Annotated in this window: 15 protein-coding genes and 1 riboswitch; of the genes, 1 reads left to right on the top strand and 14 read right to left on the bottom strand. The window is 47.6% G+C overall.

Annotated elements, in window-relative coordinates; genetic code table 11:
- Positions 1–3: 3 nt before the first annotated feature.
- The 7 genes from BLA28_RS29895 to BLA28_RS29865 form a co-directional block, all read right to left on the bottom strand.
- On the bottom strand, positions 4–816 hold the full coding sequence (locus tag BLA28_RS29895; protein WP_071699684.1) for a hypothetical protein: 813 nt from the start codon (positions 814–816) through the stop codon (positions 4–6).
- Entirely contained in the window at positions 813–1,910 is a 1,098-nt protein-coding gene (locus BLA28_RS29890; protein WP_071699683.1) for a hypothetical protein, read from the bottom strand. Before BLA28_RS29890 ends, BLA28_RS29895 begins: the two co-directional genes overlap by 4 nt.
- Positions 1,907–2,779, bottom strand: a complete 873-nt coding sequence (locus tag BLA28_RS29885) for an ABC transporter ATP-binding protein (RefSeq protein WP_009252912.1) — start codon at positions 2,777–2,779, stop codon at positions 1,907–1,909. Before BLA28_RS29885 ends, BLA28_RS29890 begins: the two co-directional genes overlap by 4 nt.
- Complete coding sequence (locus tag BLA28_RS29880; protein ID WP_071699682.1) at positions 2,767–3,594, bottom strand: hypothetical protein; 828 nt, start codon at positions 3,592–3,594, stop codon at positions 2,767–2,769. The genes BLA28_RS29885 and BLA28_RS29880 overlap by 13 nt, the downstream gene beginning before the upstream one ends.
- Positions 3,595–3,597: 3 nt before the next feature.
- Positions 3,598–4,122, bottom strand: a complete 525-nt coding sequence (locus BLA28_RS29875; RefSeq protein WP_009252914.1) for an RNA polymerase sigma factor — start codon at positions 4,120–4,122, stop codon at positions 3,598–3,600.
- 149 nt (positions 4,123–4,271) lie between these two features.
- The gene (locus BLA28_RS29870) at positions 4,272–4,919 is read right to left on the bottom strand and encodes a thiamine diphosphokinase (protein ID WP_071699681.1); all 648 of its coding nucleotides are present in this window, start codon (positions 4,917–4,919) and stop codon (positions 4,272–4,274) included.
- A gap of 27 nt (positions 4,920–4,946) precedes the next feature.
- A complete protein-coding gene (locus BLA28_RS29865) occupies positions 4,947–6,305 on the bottom strand; it encodes an MATE family efflux transporter (protein ID WP_071699680.1) in 1,359 nt (452 codons plus the stop codon).
- Between the two features lie 250 nt (positions 6,306–6,555).
- Between BLA28_RS29865 and BLA28_RS29860 the strand changes: the two genes are divergently transcribed.
- Complete coding sequence (locus BLA28_RS29860) at positions 6,556–6,942, top strand: M48 family metallopeptidase (RefSeq protein WP_044972975.1); 387 nt, start codon at positions 6,556–6,558, stop codon at positions 6,940–6,942.
- Here the strand turns inward: BLA28_RS29860 and thiD are convergent.
- From thiD to BLA28_RS29825, 7 genes are all read right to left on the bottom strand, one after another.
- Entirely contained in the window at positions 6,922–7,776 is an 855-nt protein-coding gene (thiD, locus tag BLA28_RS29855) for a bifunctional hydroxymethylpyrimidine kinase/phosphomethylpyrimidine kinase (RefSeq protein WP_069159414.1), read from the bottom strand. The two genes, BLA28_RS29860 and thiD, sit on opposite strands and share 21 nt — an antisense overlap.
- Positions 7,745–9,049 carry a thiamine phosphate synthase gene (gene thiE, locus BLA28_RS34600; RefSeq protein WP_069159413.1) on the bottom strand — a complete coding sequence of 435 codons (1,305 nt, stop codon included), beginning with the start codon at positions 9,047–9,049 and terminating at the stop codon, positions 7,745–7,747. Before thiE ends, thiD begins: the two co-directional genes overlap by 32 nt.
- Positions 9,039–9,932 (bottom strand): hydroxyethylthiazole kinase, encoded by an 894-nt coding sequence (thiM, locus tag BLA28_RS29845; RefSeq protein ID WP_069159412.1) that lies wholly within the window; start codon positions 9,930–9,932, stop codon positions 9,039–9,041. Before thiM ends, thiE begins: the two co-directional genes overlap by 11 nt.
- A 17-nt stretch (positions 9,933–9,949) precedes the next feature.
- Complete coding sequence (gene thiC / locus BLA28_RS29840; protein ID WP_069159440.1) at positions 9,950–11,257, bottom strand: phosphomethylpyrimidine synthase ThiC; 1,308 nt, start codon at positions 11,255–11,257, stop codon at positions 9,950–9,952.
- Between the two features lie 146 nt (positions 11,258–11,403).
- Positions 11,404–11,510, bottom strand: a riboswitch (TPP riboswitch).
- Positions 11,511–11,615: 105 nt separating this feature from the next.
- Positions 11,616–12,374: a hypothetical protein gene (locus BLA28_RS29835; protein WP_081330227.1), complete on the bottom strand. Its 759-nt coding sequence runs from the start codon at positions 12,372–12,374 to the stop codon at positions 11,616–11,618.
- On the bottom strand, positions 12,364–13,533 hold the full coding sequence (locus BLA28_RS29830; RefSeq protein ID WP_009252925.1) for an AAA family ATPase: 1,170 nt from the start codon (positions 13,531–13,533) through the stop codon (positions 12,364–12,366). Before BLA28_RS29830 ends, BLA28_RS29835 begins: the two co-directional genes overlap by 11 nt.
- A 315-nt stretch (positions 13,534–13,848) precedes the next feature.
- Positions 13,849–15,105 (bottom strand): L-rhamnose isomerase, encoded by a 1,257-nt coding sequence (locus BLA28_RS29825; protein WP_069159411.1) that lies wholly within the window; start codon positions 15,103–15,105, stop codon positions 13,849–13,851.
- Between the last annotated feature and the right edge of the window lie 63 nt (positions 15,106–15,168).

Genomic DNA, 15,168 nt, shown 5'->3' with positions numbered 1-15,168 from the left:
CTTTCAGACTAAGCCTCTGCCGAACCTGCGCAAGCCCAGGGTAAACAGTATGATACATGCCGCCGCTGTCACCACAGGCACAAGCGGTATATACCCTCCGGCAAACCATTGTTCCTCCCATGGCTTCTTATACATCTGAAAACCGGACAGAACCGCCGGACTAAAGGAAAAAATTCTCGCGGCAAGCGGTATCCCCGCCCTGTCGCCCCAGTCAAACAGAATCCCTCCTGCGAAGTAGGAGATTCCCAATATACTCACCGCTTTGAACGGCGTATCCGAAAAAGCAGAGATACCGTATGCTCCGCCCGCTATGAGAAGAAGGGAACAGATTCCTGTTAAGACAGCCGTTGCTGTTGCCGTTCCCAGCGTTACCGTAAGTGTGGTATCCAGCCATGCTGCCGCCGGCTGTCCCAGGCCAGCGTACCAGTTTCCCGCTCCCCATACACAACAGACGAATATAAGATCCGCCGCAAGAAAACTGATATAAACCGCCAGCGCTATGGTGAGCGCCGCCGCTGCCTTACACCAGGCTGTTTCTTTTCTTCCTTTTACGGATGTCCACAGCAGCCCTTCCATATTGCAGCTGTATTCTTCGGCAAATACAGGAGAGGTAAACAGCATGGCCAGCAGCGCCGCAAACAGCCCGTGTACTCCCAGGAGCAGCAAGGCGGCAGCCGCACCCTCTCCCATGCTGTAATCCGCCTGGTCAGCATACATCCACCATAAAACAAACGTAAATACAGCGCATCCGGAAACCGCGGCGAAATGCAGCGGTTTTTTCATTATCTTTTCCAGTTCAAACAGATATAATCTCATTTTCCGTACTCCTTTCGGTTTCGGCACCAGCCGCTGTAAACCATCCATAAGCCCGCCAGACAGAAAAGCATGGCCACGACTGCCTGTAATATCCAAAATGCCTTCCTGCCATCTTCATAAAGAGGTATCATCATATAAAAGGGCATTCCATTAACCAATAAAGAAAAAAGAGGCGTGAGGAACGTACGTATCCACAGCATTTTTCTGATAACAGGAAAAGCGAACAGGAGGGCCGAAAGGCACACGGAAGTTAAGGATCTGCCGCAATAAGCGGAAATACCGGACAGGAAAAACACGAGTACTGTGATACCCAATACGGCACGGGGCAGACAGGCTCCGGCCCAAAAAGCTCCCACGGTTACCGATTCCGGCCATATATAAGGCATGGCGCCCAGACAGAGCATATTTGCCTTAAGCCCTTCAAAGCCATATATCAATCCGCATATAAGAAAGAAAAGCCCCCCTATAAGTAAATAACCGCCTGCAGCCACAATCCAGGAGGCGGCGAGCCGGGCAACTACCATCTTGCGCCTTCCCTCCGCACTCGCCCGTATCACCGGAGCCGTCCGAAGCATTCTATCGGAAGAATACACAGGAGACAGCAAAACAACCAGAGTGATCCCCCAGACCACGGCTAATCCCATGAAAATCTCCCACAGCTCATCCCAGCCTTCCGTATAGGCAAAATAAATATGGTCCTTATAGGTACAGGCTCCCAGCCAGCCGTCTTTCGCCGACAAGGGAATCAGTCTCTCCGCTCTTCTTTTATCCCCGCTGTAATCCGTCATTTTTTCCGTAACAAAGCGATTCAGGAAGTTTCCGTATACACAGCCTCCCTCCTCATCATAACGGGCAAAACCGAAACGTCTGATAATGGCTTCCGTCTTTTCCTCCGTCAGATACCCTTCATATTCAGCCGCAAGGCGCCGGTTATATGCAGCTGCCTTCAGACCTGAAATCGTGCCCTCCCCGGTATATACCATCGGCAGCATGGACCAGGTAAGGAAACCTCCTACCAGCAGGGAAACGGCAAAACCAATCCACAGGGCCGGCCGTTTCCATAATTTTTCCATTTCTGTGCGCAGCAGCATCATTCTGCCTCCTCCCTGAAATAATACAGGTAAACATCCTCCAATACAGGTTCCACACACACCGCCCCGGGTGCAGGAGAATCTTGCGCAAGGATGCGCATGGCTACCTTATCTCCCTGATTTTTCAGGTTGCTCACCGCATAAAGCCCGTTCAGCCGCTGTGCGCCGGCATGATCCGTCACAAGCTCCCATACCCGCCCCTGAACCTGCTTCGTAATATTTTCCACACTCCCCTGCTGCAGGAATCTGCCTTTTTTCATCAGGAGGATCTCATCCGCAATATATTCCACATCGGATACTATATGGGTGGAGAGGATAACAATTCTGTCTTTGGAAAAAGAACTGATAATATTCCGGAAGCGGATACGTTCCTTGGGATCCAGGCCTGCTGTGGGTTCATCCAGGATAAGGATTTCCGGATCATTCAGCATCGCCTGCGCGATTCCCAGACGGCGTACCATTCCTCCTGAAAAAGTCTTGATTTTCTTATTTTTACTGTCCTCCAGCCCTACCATGGCCAACAGCTCCGCAGTCTTTCTTTTCGCTTCCAATGACGGGAGCGCCTTCAGCGCTGCCATATATAAAAGAAACCGTTCTGCGGTAAAATCGGGATAAAATCCGAAATCCTGCGGCAGATAACCCAAAAAGCGCCGGTATGAGGCTCCCAGCCGATTAATCGGGTTCCGATCCAGAAGGATTTCCCCCTCGTCGGGTCTCAGAATATCACACATAAGCCGGAGCAGCGTTGTTTTTCCCGCACCATTAGCTCCCAGCAGCCCGTATACGCCATGGGTGAAAACAGCTTCCACATGGTCTACCGCGCATAGATCTTTATATTTTTTTGTCACCTGGTTTAATGTCAGTTCCAGCATATTTTTTCTCCTCTATCCAATTCTTTAGTCAGGTATAGCATCTGCGCAGCCATGAGTGCGGCGGCCCCCAGAAGAACGGCCACCCACAGTCCGACAGCGGCTTTTCCATACAGTCCCGGAAACAGCATCGGCAGAAAAGACAGAAAGCCTGCTGCCAGAAGAACGCTTACCTGAAAAAGTTTCCTTCCTGAACGCATAAAGGTAAACGCAGTAAAAAACAGCAGCATATTGCACACATACGGCGTCATCAGATAAAGGCTTATCCGAATCAGCCCCGCCTGCAGTCTGCCCTGGGATATTCCTATAAAGCAGCCCAGAAAAAGAAGATTCACCGCTCCGGTAATCGCCATCCTCACCATCATCAGCTGACGAAGGTTCAAATAACAGCTCTGCTCCAGTTCCGCCATGCGGCAGGAAAAACATTTGGCAAGCTCTCCGAAGCCTGTTATTCCTGTCAGCGCCAGCAGGGCGGACAAAACAGGAAGCAAAAACATCTCCGGACTGATTCCGGCCTCTGTCAGCAGGCTTTCCGGACCATACAGGCTATCCGCCCTGCCGGACAGCCATATTCCCACACAGAGCAGCACAGCCTGCAGATACCAGTAATTAACGGATATTAAGGACAGCTCATTCCGGAAAATCTCCGGCAGAGAAGGCCTGCAGCTCACTTTCTTTCTCTCGGCTTCCAGACGGATTGCCTGCAGTGCGGCGGCTTTTCGAACAGGATCGGCCACGGGTCCTTCTCCGAAGAGCTGTCTTCCCTCCTGTCTGGTCCACTCCTGTTTCGTCTGCTGTTTCAGTTTCTTATTCCCCATCTGTCAGGCCTCCTCCAAATATTTCTTAAGCTTAAGCTTCCCCTGATGCAGCCTGGACTTTACCGTTGCCGCATTTGTTTCCGTAATCCGGGCTATTTCCCGTATGCTGAGTTCATCATAATAATACAGGATTAAGGCTTCCCTCTGCATTTCAGGCAAAGACGTAAGCGCTGAAAGCAGTGTCTCCTGGTATTGTGACTCGTCTGTCTGTTCTTCCCTGCTTTCTTCCTCCGCCCTGGCCAGCTGTCCCTTCATAAATTCCTGTTCCCTGGCCGCCCGCTTAAAATAGTCACGGCAGACATTTCTGGCTATCGTAAGCAGATAGCCCTTCAGATTTCTGTCCCTGTAACTGTCCGTATAGCGGATAAACCGGATGAAGGTTTCCTGGGCGCAGTCATAGGCATCCTCCGTACTGCCTGTCTGATAGCAGCAGAACCGGTAGATGTCGTCATAATATTTTTCCGCCGCCTCTTCCGGCAGCAGACTGTTTCCTTTATGTATTCCTTTGGTTTTTCCTGTTTTATCCACGAAAGAGGCCCCTTTTGTGTTATTGATTGCAGCGTTTGGAACCGTTGCACCTTATATAACTGTTTTGGGAGAAAAAAGGTTTTAAAAAAGCAGAAGATTTTCTCTCCTGCTTTTTTAAGCTTATCAAATAACAATTCTGCCGTTTCCATTCAGTTCCAGTCTATCATAATCAGCAGCGTGCCATTTTCCACAGTGACACTGCTTTCTTTTCCGATAAATTCATTGCTTACCCCAATCGGGAAATCATTGGTGACAACCGCCTTATCAAGAAGATACTTCATGTTGGCGATAGTGACCCCTTCCGCCTTTTCCCCCAGAGAAAACAAAGACAGGAAGCCTTCCAGGTTCTTCTTAAAACGCACGGTTTCATTTTTGGCCACCAGAATCATGCCGTTTCCGTCCATCAGATATCCTTTCGCCCCTTTTTCCTTCAGGTAATTAAGACACTGTATATTGGCCATGGTATGGGCAAGCCGGCCTCCCTGGCCTCCATAGATGACAAATTCCTCAAAGCCTTTATTCAGGCCTTCTTTAATAGCTGCCAGCATATCGGTATCATCCTTCTCCACAGGAAGTACCTTCACCTTTTCCGGGTAACGGGCGCGCATTTCCATGATATCTTCCATATTGCGCTCATCCACAGAGTCAAAATCCCCCAGGATCAAATCCGGTTCTATCTCCAGATATCTGCAATAGGAAAAACCGCCGTCCGCTGCAATTACATAATCGCCTTCATGAAGCGGGATCTCCGAAACACTCAGGTCCCCCGCACCGATAATCACACATCTTCCTGCCATAGTTATTCTCCTTTTCTTGTTATCCGGCTAGTTCACCAGACTCTTTTTACTCCATTTTCCGGTAAGGTATCTGCATAAAGAAATCATATAATTAATGGCCCATCCCGCCGGTACCGCATACCATACCGCCGCTACCCCGACTACAGGCGCAAAAAGGAATGCGCCCAGAACCCGGACAGCCAGGTTGGCCAGATTAGCCAGTGTAAACACCATCACATCTCCCGCTCCCCGCAGGACTCCGTCCGTAATCGCCTTCAGGCCGATAAAGATAAAGAAAAATTTCATAAAGGATATATATCCCGTTCCGGTAGCAAATGCTGTCCCGCCGCTCTGGCTGTTCATAAAGGCTCCGATAATCTGCTTATCAAAGAAAAACAGAATCAGTCCAATCAGCAGTGCAAAGCCTCCGGTAATCGCATATGCCGCCCGGTATCCCCTGCGGACACGCTCCGGCCTGCCCGCCCCCATATTCTGGGCTGTGAAGGTAGACATGGCGTTTCCTGTTGATATCATGGGCACGATACAAATGGATTCTATCCTTGTACTGGCCGCATAGCCTGCCAAAACCGAAGAACCGAATCCGTTTACCACAGACTGTACCAGCAGCAGCCCGATGGAAACAATGGATTGCTGCAGAATAGACGGAAGCGCTATTTTTACCATGGATTTCAAAATTCCCACATCATATTTGGGCACTGCCTCTTCCGTCTCAAACCCGTTCAGACGATGCATAAGCAGCAAAAACGAAATCACTGCCGCCGTCCCCTGGGCGATAACCGTGGCGATCGCCACCCCTGCCACACCCATTCCGAACTGCAGTACGAACCACAGATCCAGAAACACGTTCAGCACAGAAGAAAAAATGAGCAGAAATAAAGGCGTCCTGGAATCTCCCAACGAGTTGAACATGGAAGAAAGAATATTATACATAAACAAAAACGGCATTCCCAAAAAATAAATTCCCAGATAGGTGCCTGCCGCCGCTATGATATTATCCGGTGTATGGAGCCACAGCAGGATCTGCCGGTTCATCAGGAAGCCGAAAATTCCCAGCAGGCTTCCAACCGCCAGGAAGGTCAGAAGAGCCGTATAAACCGAGGTTTTCATTTTTTCCGTATCACCGGCGCCCAGGTACTGCGACGTTATTACGGAAGCTCCCATTCCTCCTCCTATGGCAATCATAACAAACACGTTGGTCAGCGCATAAGAAGCGCCCACCGCCGCGAGAGCATTTTCTCCCACAAACTGTCCCACAATCATGGAATCCACCATATTATAAAACTGCTGGAACAGATTGCCTAAAATCAAAGGGAGAGCAAAGAGGAACAGCGCAATTCCCGGAGTTCCCTCCAGCATGCTCCATTTTTGAGATTTTCTTTTTTCCATTCTTTTTCCATCCTCGTGCCGGGGATTCCTTCCTTTCTCTTTTTTATCACGATCCCCAAAAACACTTCCCAGGATACATCCTTTACATACATTCTTATCTATTGTAGCAATTTTTTCCCAAAATGAAAAGATTTTGTGATAAAATCTATAATTGTATATTTTCCTAGTTACAATTCACGGCCCGGTGTTGCCGACCTTATGGTTCTGCCCGCCCGATATTCCCTGCCCTAAGACAGAAAACGAGGTTATTATGCTTACTTTTCCTGCTGACATGACCGTTTCCCAGAAACAGGCCTTTGAAAAAAGATACCGCCAGGCGGCGGCATCCTATTTTCCTATGAGAGTGTCTTACTATCATCAATTTACAGGCGGCACCTACAGCCGCATCACCATACGCGGGCAGCACACCCGCTGGGGCAGCTGTTCCAGCCGCGGGACCCTTTCCTTTAACTGGCGCCTGATGATGGCCCCTCCCAAGGTGCTGGATTACGTTGTTGTCCATGAATTATGCCATTTGAAGCATATGGATCATTCCCGGAATTTCTGGAATGCGGTGGCTGAAGTAATGCCTGATTATAAAGAACAGAAAAAATGGCTGAAGGAGCATGGGATGGAATTATTTGTTCTGGATACCTGATTCAGGGCACTCCTTTATCCTATCCACCTTCACCTCTTCCTTTATGCCTTCCTGCTTTACCGCATACATATGGTTAAGCGGCCCATTGCCTTTTCCCAGGTCAAGCTTAGCCTTCAGTGCGCCGTTCAGATATTCTTTCGCCCGCTTTATGCTCTCCTCCGGGCTTTTTCCTTCCGCCAGATGACAGGCCGCGGCAGATGACAGGGTGCAGCCCGTACCGTGAGTGTTGGGATTATCTATCCGGGGAGAGGAAAAACGGGTAAAACAGCCGTCCCGGAACAGAATATCCGCCGCTTCACTCTTCCGGTGCCCGCCTTTCACCAATACCGCAGCTCCTGTCCGAAGAGCAAGCTCTTTTGCCGCCTTTTTCATATCCTCTTCGGTTTTGACAGACAAACCGGTAAGAATCTCCGCTTCAGGGATATTGGGAGTGATGAGAGTTCCCATGGGCAGCAATTTTGCTTCCATAAGCTTCAGCGCCCGGGAAGAAAGCAGCTCCCGGCCGCTGGTGGATACCATAACCGGATCGATTACGATATTGCCGGGCCGGTATTGCTTCAGCTTATGCATGATTACTTCCAATATTTCTTCCCCGGATACCATGCCGATTTTTACGGCATCAGGAAAAATATCGGAAAATACACAATCCAGCTGGGCGGCTATAAAATCCGGCTCCACATCGGAAATCGCATATACCCCTGTGGTGTTCTGTGCGGTCAGTGAGGTTATAACGGCGCTGGCATAGAGGCCATGTACCGTAATGGTCTTTATATCTGCCTGTATACCTGCCCCGCCGCTGGGATCAGAGCCCGCTATCGTAAGAACTTTTTTCATTCAGATAACTCTCCATTTCATTAAATGACCGGAAGTAGAAGTCTGAGATCTCCCGGATATCCGGTTCCTCCTTTTCTGCTGACGGATCATAAACAGCCGCCACCGGGAAACCATCCTCTTTCGCCGTCTTAACAGCATACAGGGCATCTTCAATTACAATGGTATCCTCTTTTGCGGTTCCGAGAAGCTGCCCGGCCTTACGGAAGATAACCGGCTCATCCTTTCCCGCGCCCACATCCGTGCAGATGAGAACAGCCTCAAAATAATCTCTGATTCCGTTTCTCTCAAGTGCCTTTTCAATCAGCCCTTTGTCCGTAGCCGTCGCCACACACATCTTTACGTTTTTCTGCTTCAGCTTGTCCAGAACCGTTTTCACGCCTTCCTTCAGCTTCACCTCATTGATGTAAAAGGATGCCGCTATTTCATTAATATCCTCTATAATCTTGTCTTCTGTATCCGCGATCCCATAAGCAGTTTGAAAATAGACCGCGGCCTGAGGAAGACTCATATTTTTTATTGTTTCCCTGATGTTCTTTTCCGGAACAATACCCTTTTTCCGCAGATATTTTTCACCCAGGGTATCCCAAACAGACATGGAATCCAGCAGGGTTCCGTCCGCATCAAAAATAGCCCCTTTCCTTTTCAGTCTCTCTGCCAGGGCCCGCAGCTCCCTGCATTCCTTCTGTATGCAGGGACTGGAAAAGATGGCCGACACCAAAGCCACCCCATCGATTCCCGTATCCTGCAGCAAATGCATATTTCCTTTGTGTATCCCTCCGATTGCACAGACAGGTACGGACACCGCCCGGCAGATTTCCCGGAGGGTATCCAGGGAAACCTCCTGTGCGTCCGTTTTCGTGGAAGTGGAAAACACAGCGCCCACACCAAGGTAATCCGCTCCCTTTTTCTCGGCTTTCACTGCCTGTTCCACAGTCTGGACTGATACGCCCAGCAGCATGCCGTCTCCGATTTTCCGGCGGACCGCGCCTGCCTCCATATCATGCTGTCCCACATGGATCCCGTCCGCGCCGCAGCGTACGGCCAGCTCCACATCATCGTCAATTATAAAAGGGACACCATATTTATGGCAAAGTCTTTTTATACTCTCCGCTTCTTCCAGGAACTGCTCCTTTGGCATATCCTTTTCACGAAGCTGGACACAGGTTACACCTCCTGCCAGCGCTTCCTCGACCTGCGTAAGCAGTGTCTTTTCTCCTGTCCAGGCCCGGTCGGTCACCGCATAAAGAAGCATTGTCTTTCTGTCACATTTCATGGCTGTCCTCCCCGGAAGCAGGCTTCATCCCATCCTTTTCCCATATATATTTCCGTACTTCCGCCTCTTTTTCCAGCGTTTCCCCGTCCATATGATATATGGCGTCAATAATATGATTCCGATAGGCAGCGTTGCCTTCCTGTGGTGTGAGCCTCTTATAGGCCTGTTCCCCTGCGATTCCCATGGCACATACCGCTGCTGCGGCTGCTTCCAGGGGATGGTCAGGATTTGCCGTAAGATAAGCCGTCATCATGGCGGACAGCATACAACCGGTACCTGTTACCTTGCTCATCATGGGATGGCCGTTGCTTATGACAAAAGCCTCCCTGCCATCCGTCACAATATCCACCGCACCGGTAATCGCTGCCACGGCTCCGGTCCTTTGGGCAAATTCTGCGGCAAATATGACTGCCGCCTCCAGCGTGGCATCCGTCACCGCGTCCGTACTGTCCGCATCCACTCCTTTGGTCGTCCCCATTCCCAGGGCCAGGGTTTTGATTTCGGAAATATTCCCCCGGATCGCTGTAAATTTTACTTCTTTCAGCAATTCCTCCGCCGTTTCCGTCCGCAGGCGGCTGGCCCCGGCCCCGACCGGATCCAGAAGCACCGGATGCCCGCAGGCGTTCGCTTTTTTTCCGGCCGCCTTCATGGCCGGAATGGTGCGTTGATTTAATGTCCCGATATTGATATGCAGGCCTCCGCATATGGATGTAATTTCCTCCACTTCCTGCAGTTCATCAGACATGATAGGTGAACCGCCGCAGGCTAGCAGAATATTGGCACAGTCATTTACGGTAACATAGTTCGTAATATTATGGATCAGAGGTGTCCGTTCCCTCACTCTTTCCACCAATATAGCCAGTTCCTTTTGTCCCTTCTTCATTTATCCCATCCTCCCTTTTACTCTTCAAAAATAGATACGATCTCACCATCAAGAATCCGGTTCATATTTTTCACTGCACAGAAATTGCCGCACATACTGCAGGTATCCTCTTTTTCCGGCATAGATGTTTCCCGGTATCTTTCCGCCTTTTCCGGATCCATGGCTAACCGGAACATTTCCTTCCAGTCCAGCTTCTTTCTCGCCGCGCTCATGGAATTATCCCATTCCATGGCATCCGGAACCCCTTTTGCGATATCCGCTGCATGGGCGGCAATCCTGGCGGCGATAATCCCCTCCTTCACGTCCTCCACATCAGGAAGACGCAGATGCTCGGCAGGGGTCACATAGCACAGAAACGAGGCCCCCGCAGCAGCCGCAGCAGCACCGCCAATCGCGGCGGTAATATGATCGTACCCCGGGGCGACATCAGTCACTATCGGCCCCAGCACATAAAAAGGTGCGCCATGACAGAGAGTCCTCTGGATTTCCATGTTCGCGGCGATCTGATTCAGCGGCATATGTCCGGGGCCCTCCACCATAACCTGAACCGCTTTTTTCCACGCTCTTTCCGTCAATTCCCCCAGAGTGATCAGTTCTTCTATCTGGGAGGCATCCGTAGCATCCGCGAGACAGCCGGGACGGCAGGCATCCCCCAGGCTCAAAGTCACGTCATATTCCCGGCAGATTTCCAGTATTTCATCGAAGAATTCGTAAAAAGGATTTTCCTCCCCCGTCATTTCCATCCAGGCAAATATGATGGAACCGCCTCTGGAAACAATATTCGTCAGCCTTTTGTTCTTCTTGAACTTATGTGCTGTTTCCCGGTTAATGCCGCAATGGATTGTCATGAAGTCCACTCCGTCCTCCGCATGCATCCTGACAATATCAATCCATTCCCTGGCGGTAATCTGTTTCAGCGGCTTATGGTAATAAACCACCGCGTCATAAATGGGAACCGTACCGATCATGGCCGGACAATTCTCCGTAAGGTGCCTTCTGAACTTCCGGGTATCCCCGAAGGAACTCAGATCCATAATGGCCTCCGCCCCCATTTCCACAGCTCTGTGTACCTTTTCATACTCCATTTCCAAATCCGTCATGTCTCTGGAGGTTCCCAGGTTCACGTTGATTTTAGTCTTCAGCATAGAACCAAGTCCGTTCGGTTCCAGTGATTTGTGCCGCTTATTGCAGGGAATGATTATCTTTCCTTCCGCCATAAGGCTTACAAGCTGTGCTGCAGGAATTTTTTCTTTTGCCGCAACGGCATTCATTTCTTCGGTGAGAATCCCCCTGCGTGCAGCTTCCATCTGTGTTGCATAATTCATCCTTATTCCTTCTTTCCTGTCCGGGGACCTGTCTGTTGGGAATGCCTGTGTATTTCTGCCCGGAAGCCATCGGCCGCCCTTCCGGGCAGGACTCCTTTCATACGAAAAAAAACGGAGCATACCCATATAGGTATACTCCGCCGATAAGCTGATTTCTCACTTCTTCCTACGTTGGCATTACCCAAATCAGGTTTAAGGGTCGAAGTTGGATTACTTCCTCTCAGCCTGCTCACAAGCTCCCCTGAACATATGTATTTTACAACTTCGGAATGATCCGATTGTTGTTTCTGCTGGAAATCATATCACGATTGCCATTCTTTGTCAAATGAGCTTGAAAAGTACTACTTCATTCCTGTATTTACTTGTCCAACTCTAAAATTCCCATCTGGAATAAAGCCAGTGTCAGCATAGAAAATAACCGGAAGCCGCCGCCTAATAAATAGTTGGCTTCCTGCTTTGTGAATACAGCAAAACTCGCAGGTGCAAAGTCATCAATATCCCATGTAATTTCCTCTGCCGTCAGATAATTCATAAACTCATATGCTGCTTTTATTAACGTTTTATCAGAAATTTTATTAAGCTGAATCTGTTTATTTTTTCCGATGTAATTTTTTACTTCCTTGCCCAAACCAAAATATAAATTTATGGTTTCATCAATAAAGTTAGAAACTATAAAACTTTCAATGCTCGGATAGCTCAACAGCAACTGCCCCGCCTGCTCCCCATCTTCATTGTCATAGGGATTTGCAAGTATTTTAATATACTTTTCAATCAGTTCTATATTTGTATTCGATTCAGGATCTCTGTCAAATAAATAATAAATAGCCGACTGTTCCACCGGAAAATGATATCGTTCTCTCAGCACATCAAACACTTCATCCAGATACTTCGGATTCTCACTAATATCCCGAATATTGCTTTCCCTCGTATTTACAACAGCCACTCTTGAATAGGGATCGCTGTCTTTTACATAGTAATCAGGCGTATTTCGCTTCTTTGCAACATAGCTATATCCCAAGAGTCCGCAGAATATCTTATACAGATAATTGAATTCTGTACTGCTGCCTTCTACGATAAACAGAACCTGACCAATTCGTTTCTCTTTGTTAATTCTCATCCGCCACCTCATGATACAAAGGAATACCGCCAAACACTCCACTCACATACATCTTTTCCACATTTTGAGCAGAACGCGGCTGATCCGATGAAATTCTATGAATAGAACTCCCTTCATTACCATGAAACTCCACAGTATACTCCTGATCCGGCCGGAGAATAGAATTCGACAAAAGATTCGTAGAATGCGATACAAAAATCATCTGTGCATTTTTTGATTTTTGCATAAAGTAGCGTACCATCAAACTTTCCAGCTGATTGTGAAAGCCACTGGAGAACTCATCGATCAGAAGCATTCCCCCTTTTTTAAGAACATACAAAAAGGCCGGCAGCAACCGGAGCAGATTCTGGTTTCCCATGGATTCCTCTACAAATGGAATCGGCACATCCACGTCCTTTCTACGGAAGAAAATCGATTTCTCCTTTTCATCATCTCCTGCTATAATTCTATAATTTGTTCCTTCTGCTGAATGAGCGTACTCTACCTTTTGCTCAAAATTATACTCTGTAAAAAAATCATTAATCTCATTACATCCATCTCTATCCAAATACTGAGCCAAGGACAAATCTGTTTTTCCGTAGGATTGAATCACCTGATCAAACATATTGATATAAACAGAATTCTTGAGGTAATCCATCCATTTAACCAAAATCTTATTAGATGCAAACTTTGTATTAAAATACAATGTTCTAAGGAATAGAGTATCCTTACCTACATCGCTTTCATCATAAAAATTCCCAGCTTTCTCAGCAATATAAGACTTTGCAGAAACTCCAATACGGTCCAAAAGAAGCTGATCCTCAACATACAACTTTTCTGTAATTCCAACTTTTCTGGTATCGACTTCTATTGCATACTTAACCTTCTTTGTATCAATCAGGAAATCATAAACCAACGAATAGCTATATCCCGTTCCAAACATGCACTTAAACATACCGGAATTAATACTTCTCTCTGAGAACAAAAGATCCAGAAGCAGCTTCACTGAAAGAATGATATTGGATTTACCAGAAGCATTTGCCCCAACAAACATGCACCCTTTCAGAACACCATTCTCTGATACATTTTTAGGCAAAACCGTATAATTTGTTTTCGTGAGATCAACTGTCGTCTGATTTTTAAAGGACTTAAAATTATTCATCGTAATTTTCGTAAGCATAACTGACCTCCCATGGCATTACCTTTCTTTTTACTATAATATACCATCCGCGCTAATTTAATGCAAGTTTTTTACTCTCTTTCGATACTTAATCGTATTTTTTTTACGTGCTCATCTTGAATCTTATATATAACCTGGATGAAAAGAAATGTCAGTCTCAGGTAAAAGAAATCTGTAAGAAACTTGAAGATAAAAAATAGAAGTACGATTTTATCTTCGTACTCCTACTCTTTATCCTCCTAAAATCAAGCAAAAATATCCTCACCCTGCCAGATACTTTTTTTCGGATATTCCCAAGGTTATTCTCCTGATGTCTTATGCTCTTTTAGAAAGAACTTCCTCTTCATACTTCTTCACTTCTTTGAACCATTCCCCTTTGACAGGCACATTGTTCTTCTCGCAGAAATAATCCCATACATCGCCGAAAGGATATATCTTCATTTCTTCCTGCATAGCCATCAGCTCGGTAAACTGATTGGTATCCTGAAGCTCTTTGAATTTTTTATTCGGAGAAACAAGGGCATACAGAAGGGCTTTCTGCATATTTCTCATGCCAACCGTCCATGCGGAAATACGGTTGATGCTGGCATCGAAGAAATCCAGGGCAAGAAGGACACGGTCGATAGCATCATTTCTCACGATTTCCTTTGCAATTTCCCTTGTCTCATCATCAAACAGCACTACATGGTCGCTGTCCCAGCGTACCGGCCTTGTTACATGAAGGGCAATTTTTTCATTAAACAGAAGCATGGAAGAAATCTTATCGGATACAAGCTCCGTAGGATGATAATGTCCGTTATCCATCAGGCTTATAATGTCGTTGTTAGCTGCATAATTAATGGTGAATTCACTGGATCCTACGGTATAGGATTCCAGTCCGATGCCGAACACCTTGGATTCCAGGCATACCAGTACCTTGGATTTATCATAAGGAATGGATAAAATCTGATCCAGGGAATCTTTAAATCTGGCTCTGGGGCCCATTCTGTCTGCGGGGATATCCTTATAGCCGTCAGGAATCCAGATATTCATGGCGCAGGGGATTCCGAGCTCCTCAGCAAAATACTGGGAAATGCGGACACATGCTTTTCCATGCTCAATCCAGAAGCTGCGGACTTCATCAATAGGGCTGGATAAAGTGAGTCCGTCCACTACCTTGCTGTGTGAAAAGAAGGTAGGGTTGAAATCCAGGCCGATTCCTCTTTCTTTGGCAAAATCCACCCATTTCTTAAAATGTTTGGGCTCCAGCTTATCTCTGTCCGCGAATTCGCCGTCCTCAAAAATCGCATAGCTGGCATGCAGGTTCAGTTTATGCTTACCGGGCACCAGGCTGAATACTTTATCAATATCCGCCATCAGCTCTTCCGGTGTCCTTGCCTTTCCGGGATAATTTCCGGTAGCCTGGATTCCTCCGGTAAGAGGCCCCTTCTGGTCAAAACCGGTTACGTCATCCCCCTGCCAGCAGTGCATGGAAATTGCAATTTTCTCCAGAGTTTCCACGGCCTTGTCCGTATCTACCCCCACTGCCGCATACATTTCTTTTGCGGATTCATATCTCTCTTTTACGTTCATGAATTCTCCTTTCCGTCCTTTTCGGACAACACGTTTTTGACACGTGCTTTCTGTTTTCTATTT

It is taken from the genome of Eisenbergiella tayi, assembly GCF_001881565.1.
Taxonomy (GTDB): Bacteria; Bacillota; Clostridia; order Lachnospirales; family Lachnospiraceae; genus Eisenbergiella; species Eisenbergiella tayi.
Note: the sequence above shows the minus strand (reverse complement) of the source record. Positions and strands in the feature narration are given on the sequence as shown.

What these genes read in the sequence shown, in the direction of transcription:
- BLA28_RS29895 (WP_071699684.1), bottom strand. Translation starts at nt 816, where the DNA reads ATGAGATTATATCTGTTTGAACTGGAAAAGATAATGAAAAAACCGCTG.
- BLA28_RS29890 (WP_071699683.1), bottom strand. Translation starts at nt 1,910, where the DNA reads ATGATGCTGCTGCGCACAGAAATGGAAAAATTATGGAAACGGCCGGCC.
- BLA28_RS29885 (WP_009252912.1), bottom strand. Translation starts at nt 2,779, where the DNA reads ATGCTGGAACTGACATTAAACCAGGTGACAAAAAAATATAAAGATCTA.
- BLA28_RS29880 (WP_071699682.1), bottom strand. Translation starts at nt 3,594, where the DNA reads ATGGGGAATAAGAAACTGAAACAGCAGACGAAACAGGAGTGGACCAGA.
- BLA28_RS29870 (WP_071699681.1), bottom strand. Translation starts at nt 4,919, where the DNA reads ATGGCAGGAAGATGTGTGATTATCGGTGCGGGGGACCTGAGTGTTTCG.
- BLA28_RS29865 (WP_071699680.1), bottom strand. Translation starts at nt 6,305, where the DNA reads ATGGAAAAAAGAAAATCTCAAAAATGGAGCATGCTGGAGGGAACTCCG.
- BLA28_RS29860 (WP_044972975.1), top strand. Translation starts at nt 6,556, where the DNA reads ATGCTTACTTTTCCTGCTGACATGACCGTTTCCCAGAAACAGGCCTTT.
- thiD (WP_069159414.1), bottom strand. Translation starts at nt 7,776, where the DNA reads ATGAAAAAAGTTCTTACGATAGCGGGCTCTGATCCCAGCGGCGGGGCA.
- thiE (WP_069159413.1), bottom strand. Translation starts at nt 9,049, where the DNA reads ATGAAATGTGACAGAAAGACAATGCTTCTTTATGCGGTGACCGACCGG.
- thiM (WP_069159412.1), bottom strand. Translation starts at nt 9,932, where the DNA reads ATGAAGAAGGGACAAAAGGAACTGGCTATATTGGTGGAAAGAGTGAGG.
- thiC (WP_069159440.1), bottom strand. Translation starts at nt 11,257, where the DNA reads ATGAATTATGCAACACAGATGGAAGCTGCACGCAGGGGGATTCTCACC.
- BLA28_RS29835 (WP_081330227.1), bottom strand. Translation starts at nt 12,374, where the DNA reads ATGAGAATTAACAAAGAGAAACGAATTGGTCAGGTTCTGTTTATCGTA.
- BLA28_RS29830 (WP_009252925.1), bottom strand. Translation starts at nt 13,533, where the DNA reads ATGCTTACGAAAATTACGATGAATAATTTTAAGTCCTTTAAAAATCAG.
- BLA28_RS29825 (WP_069159411.1), bottom strand. Translation starts at nt 15,105, where the DNA reads ATGAACGTAAAAGAGAGATATGAATCCGCAAAAGAAATGTATGCGGCA.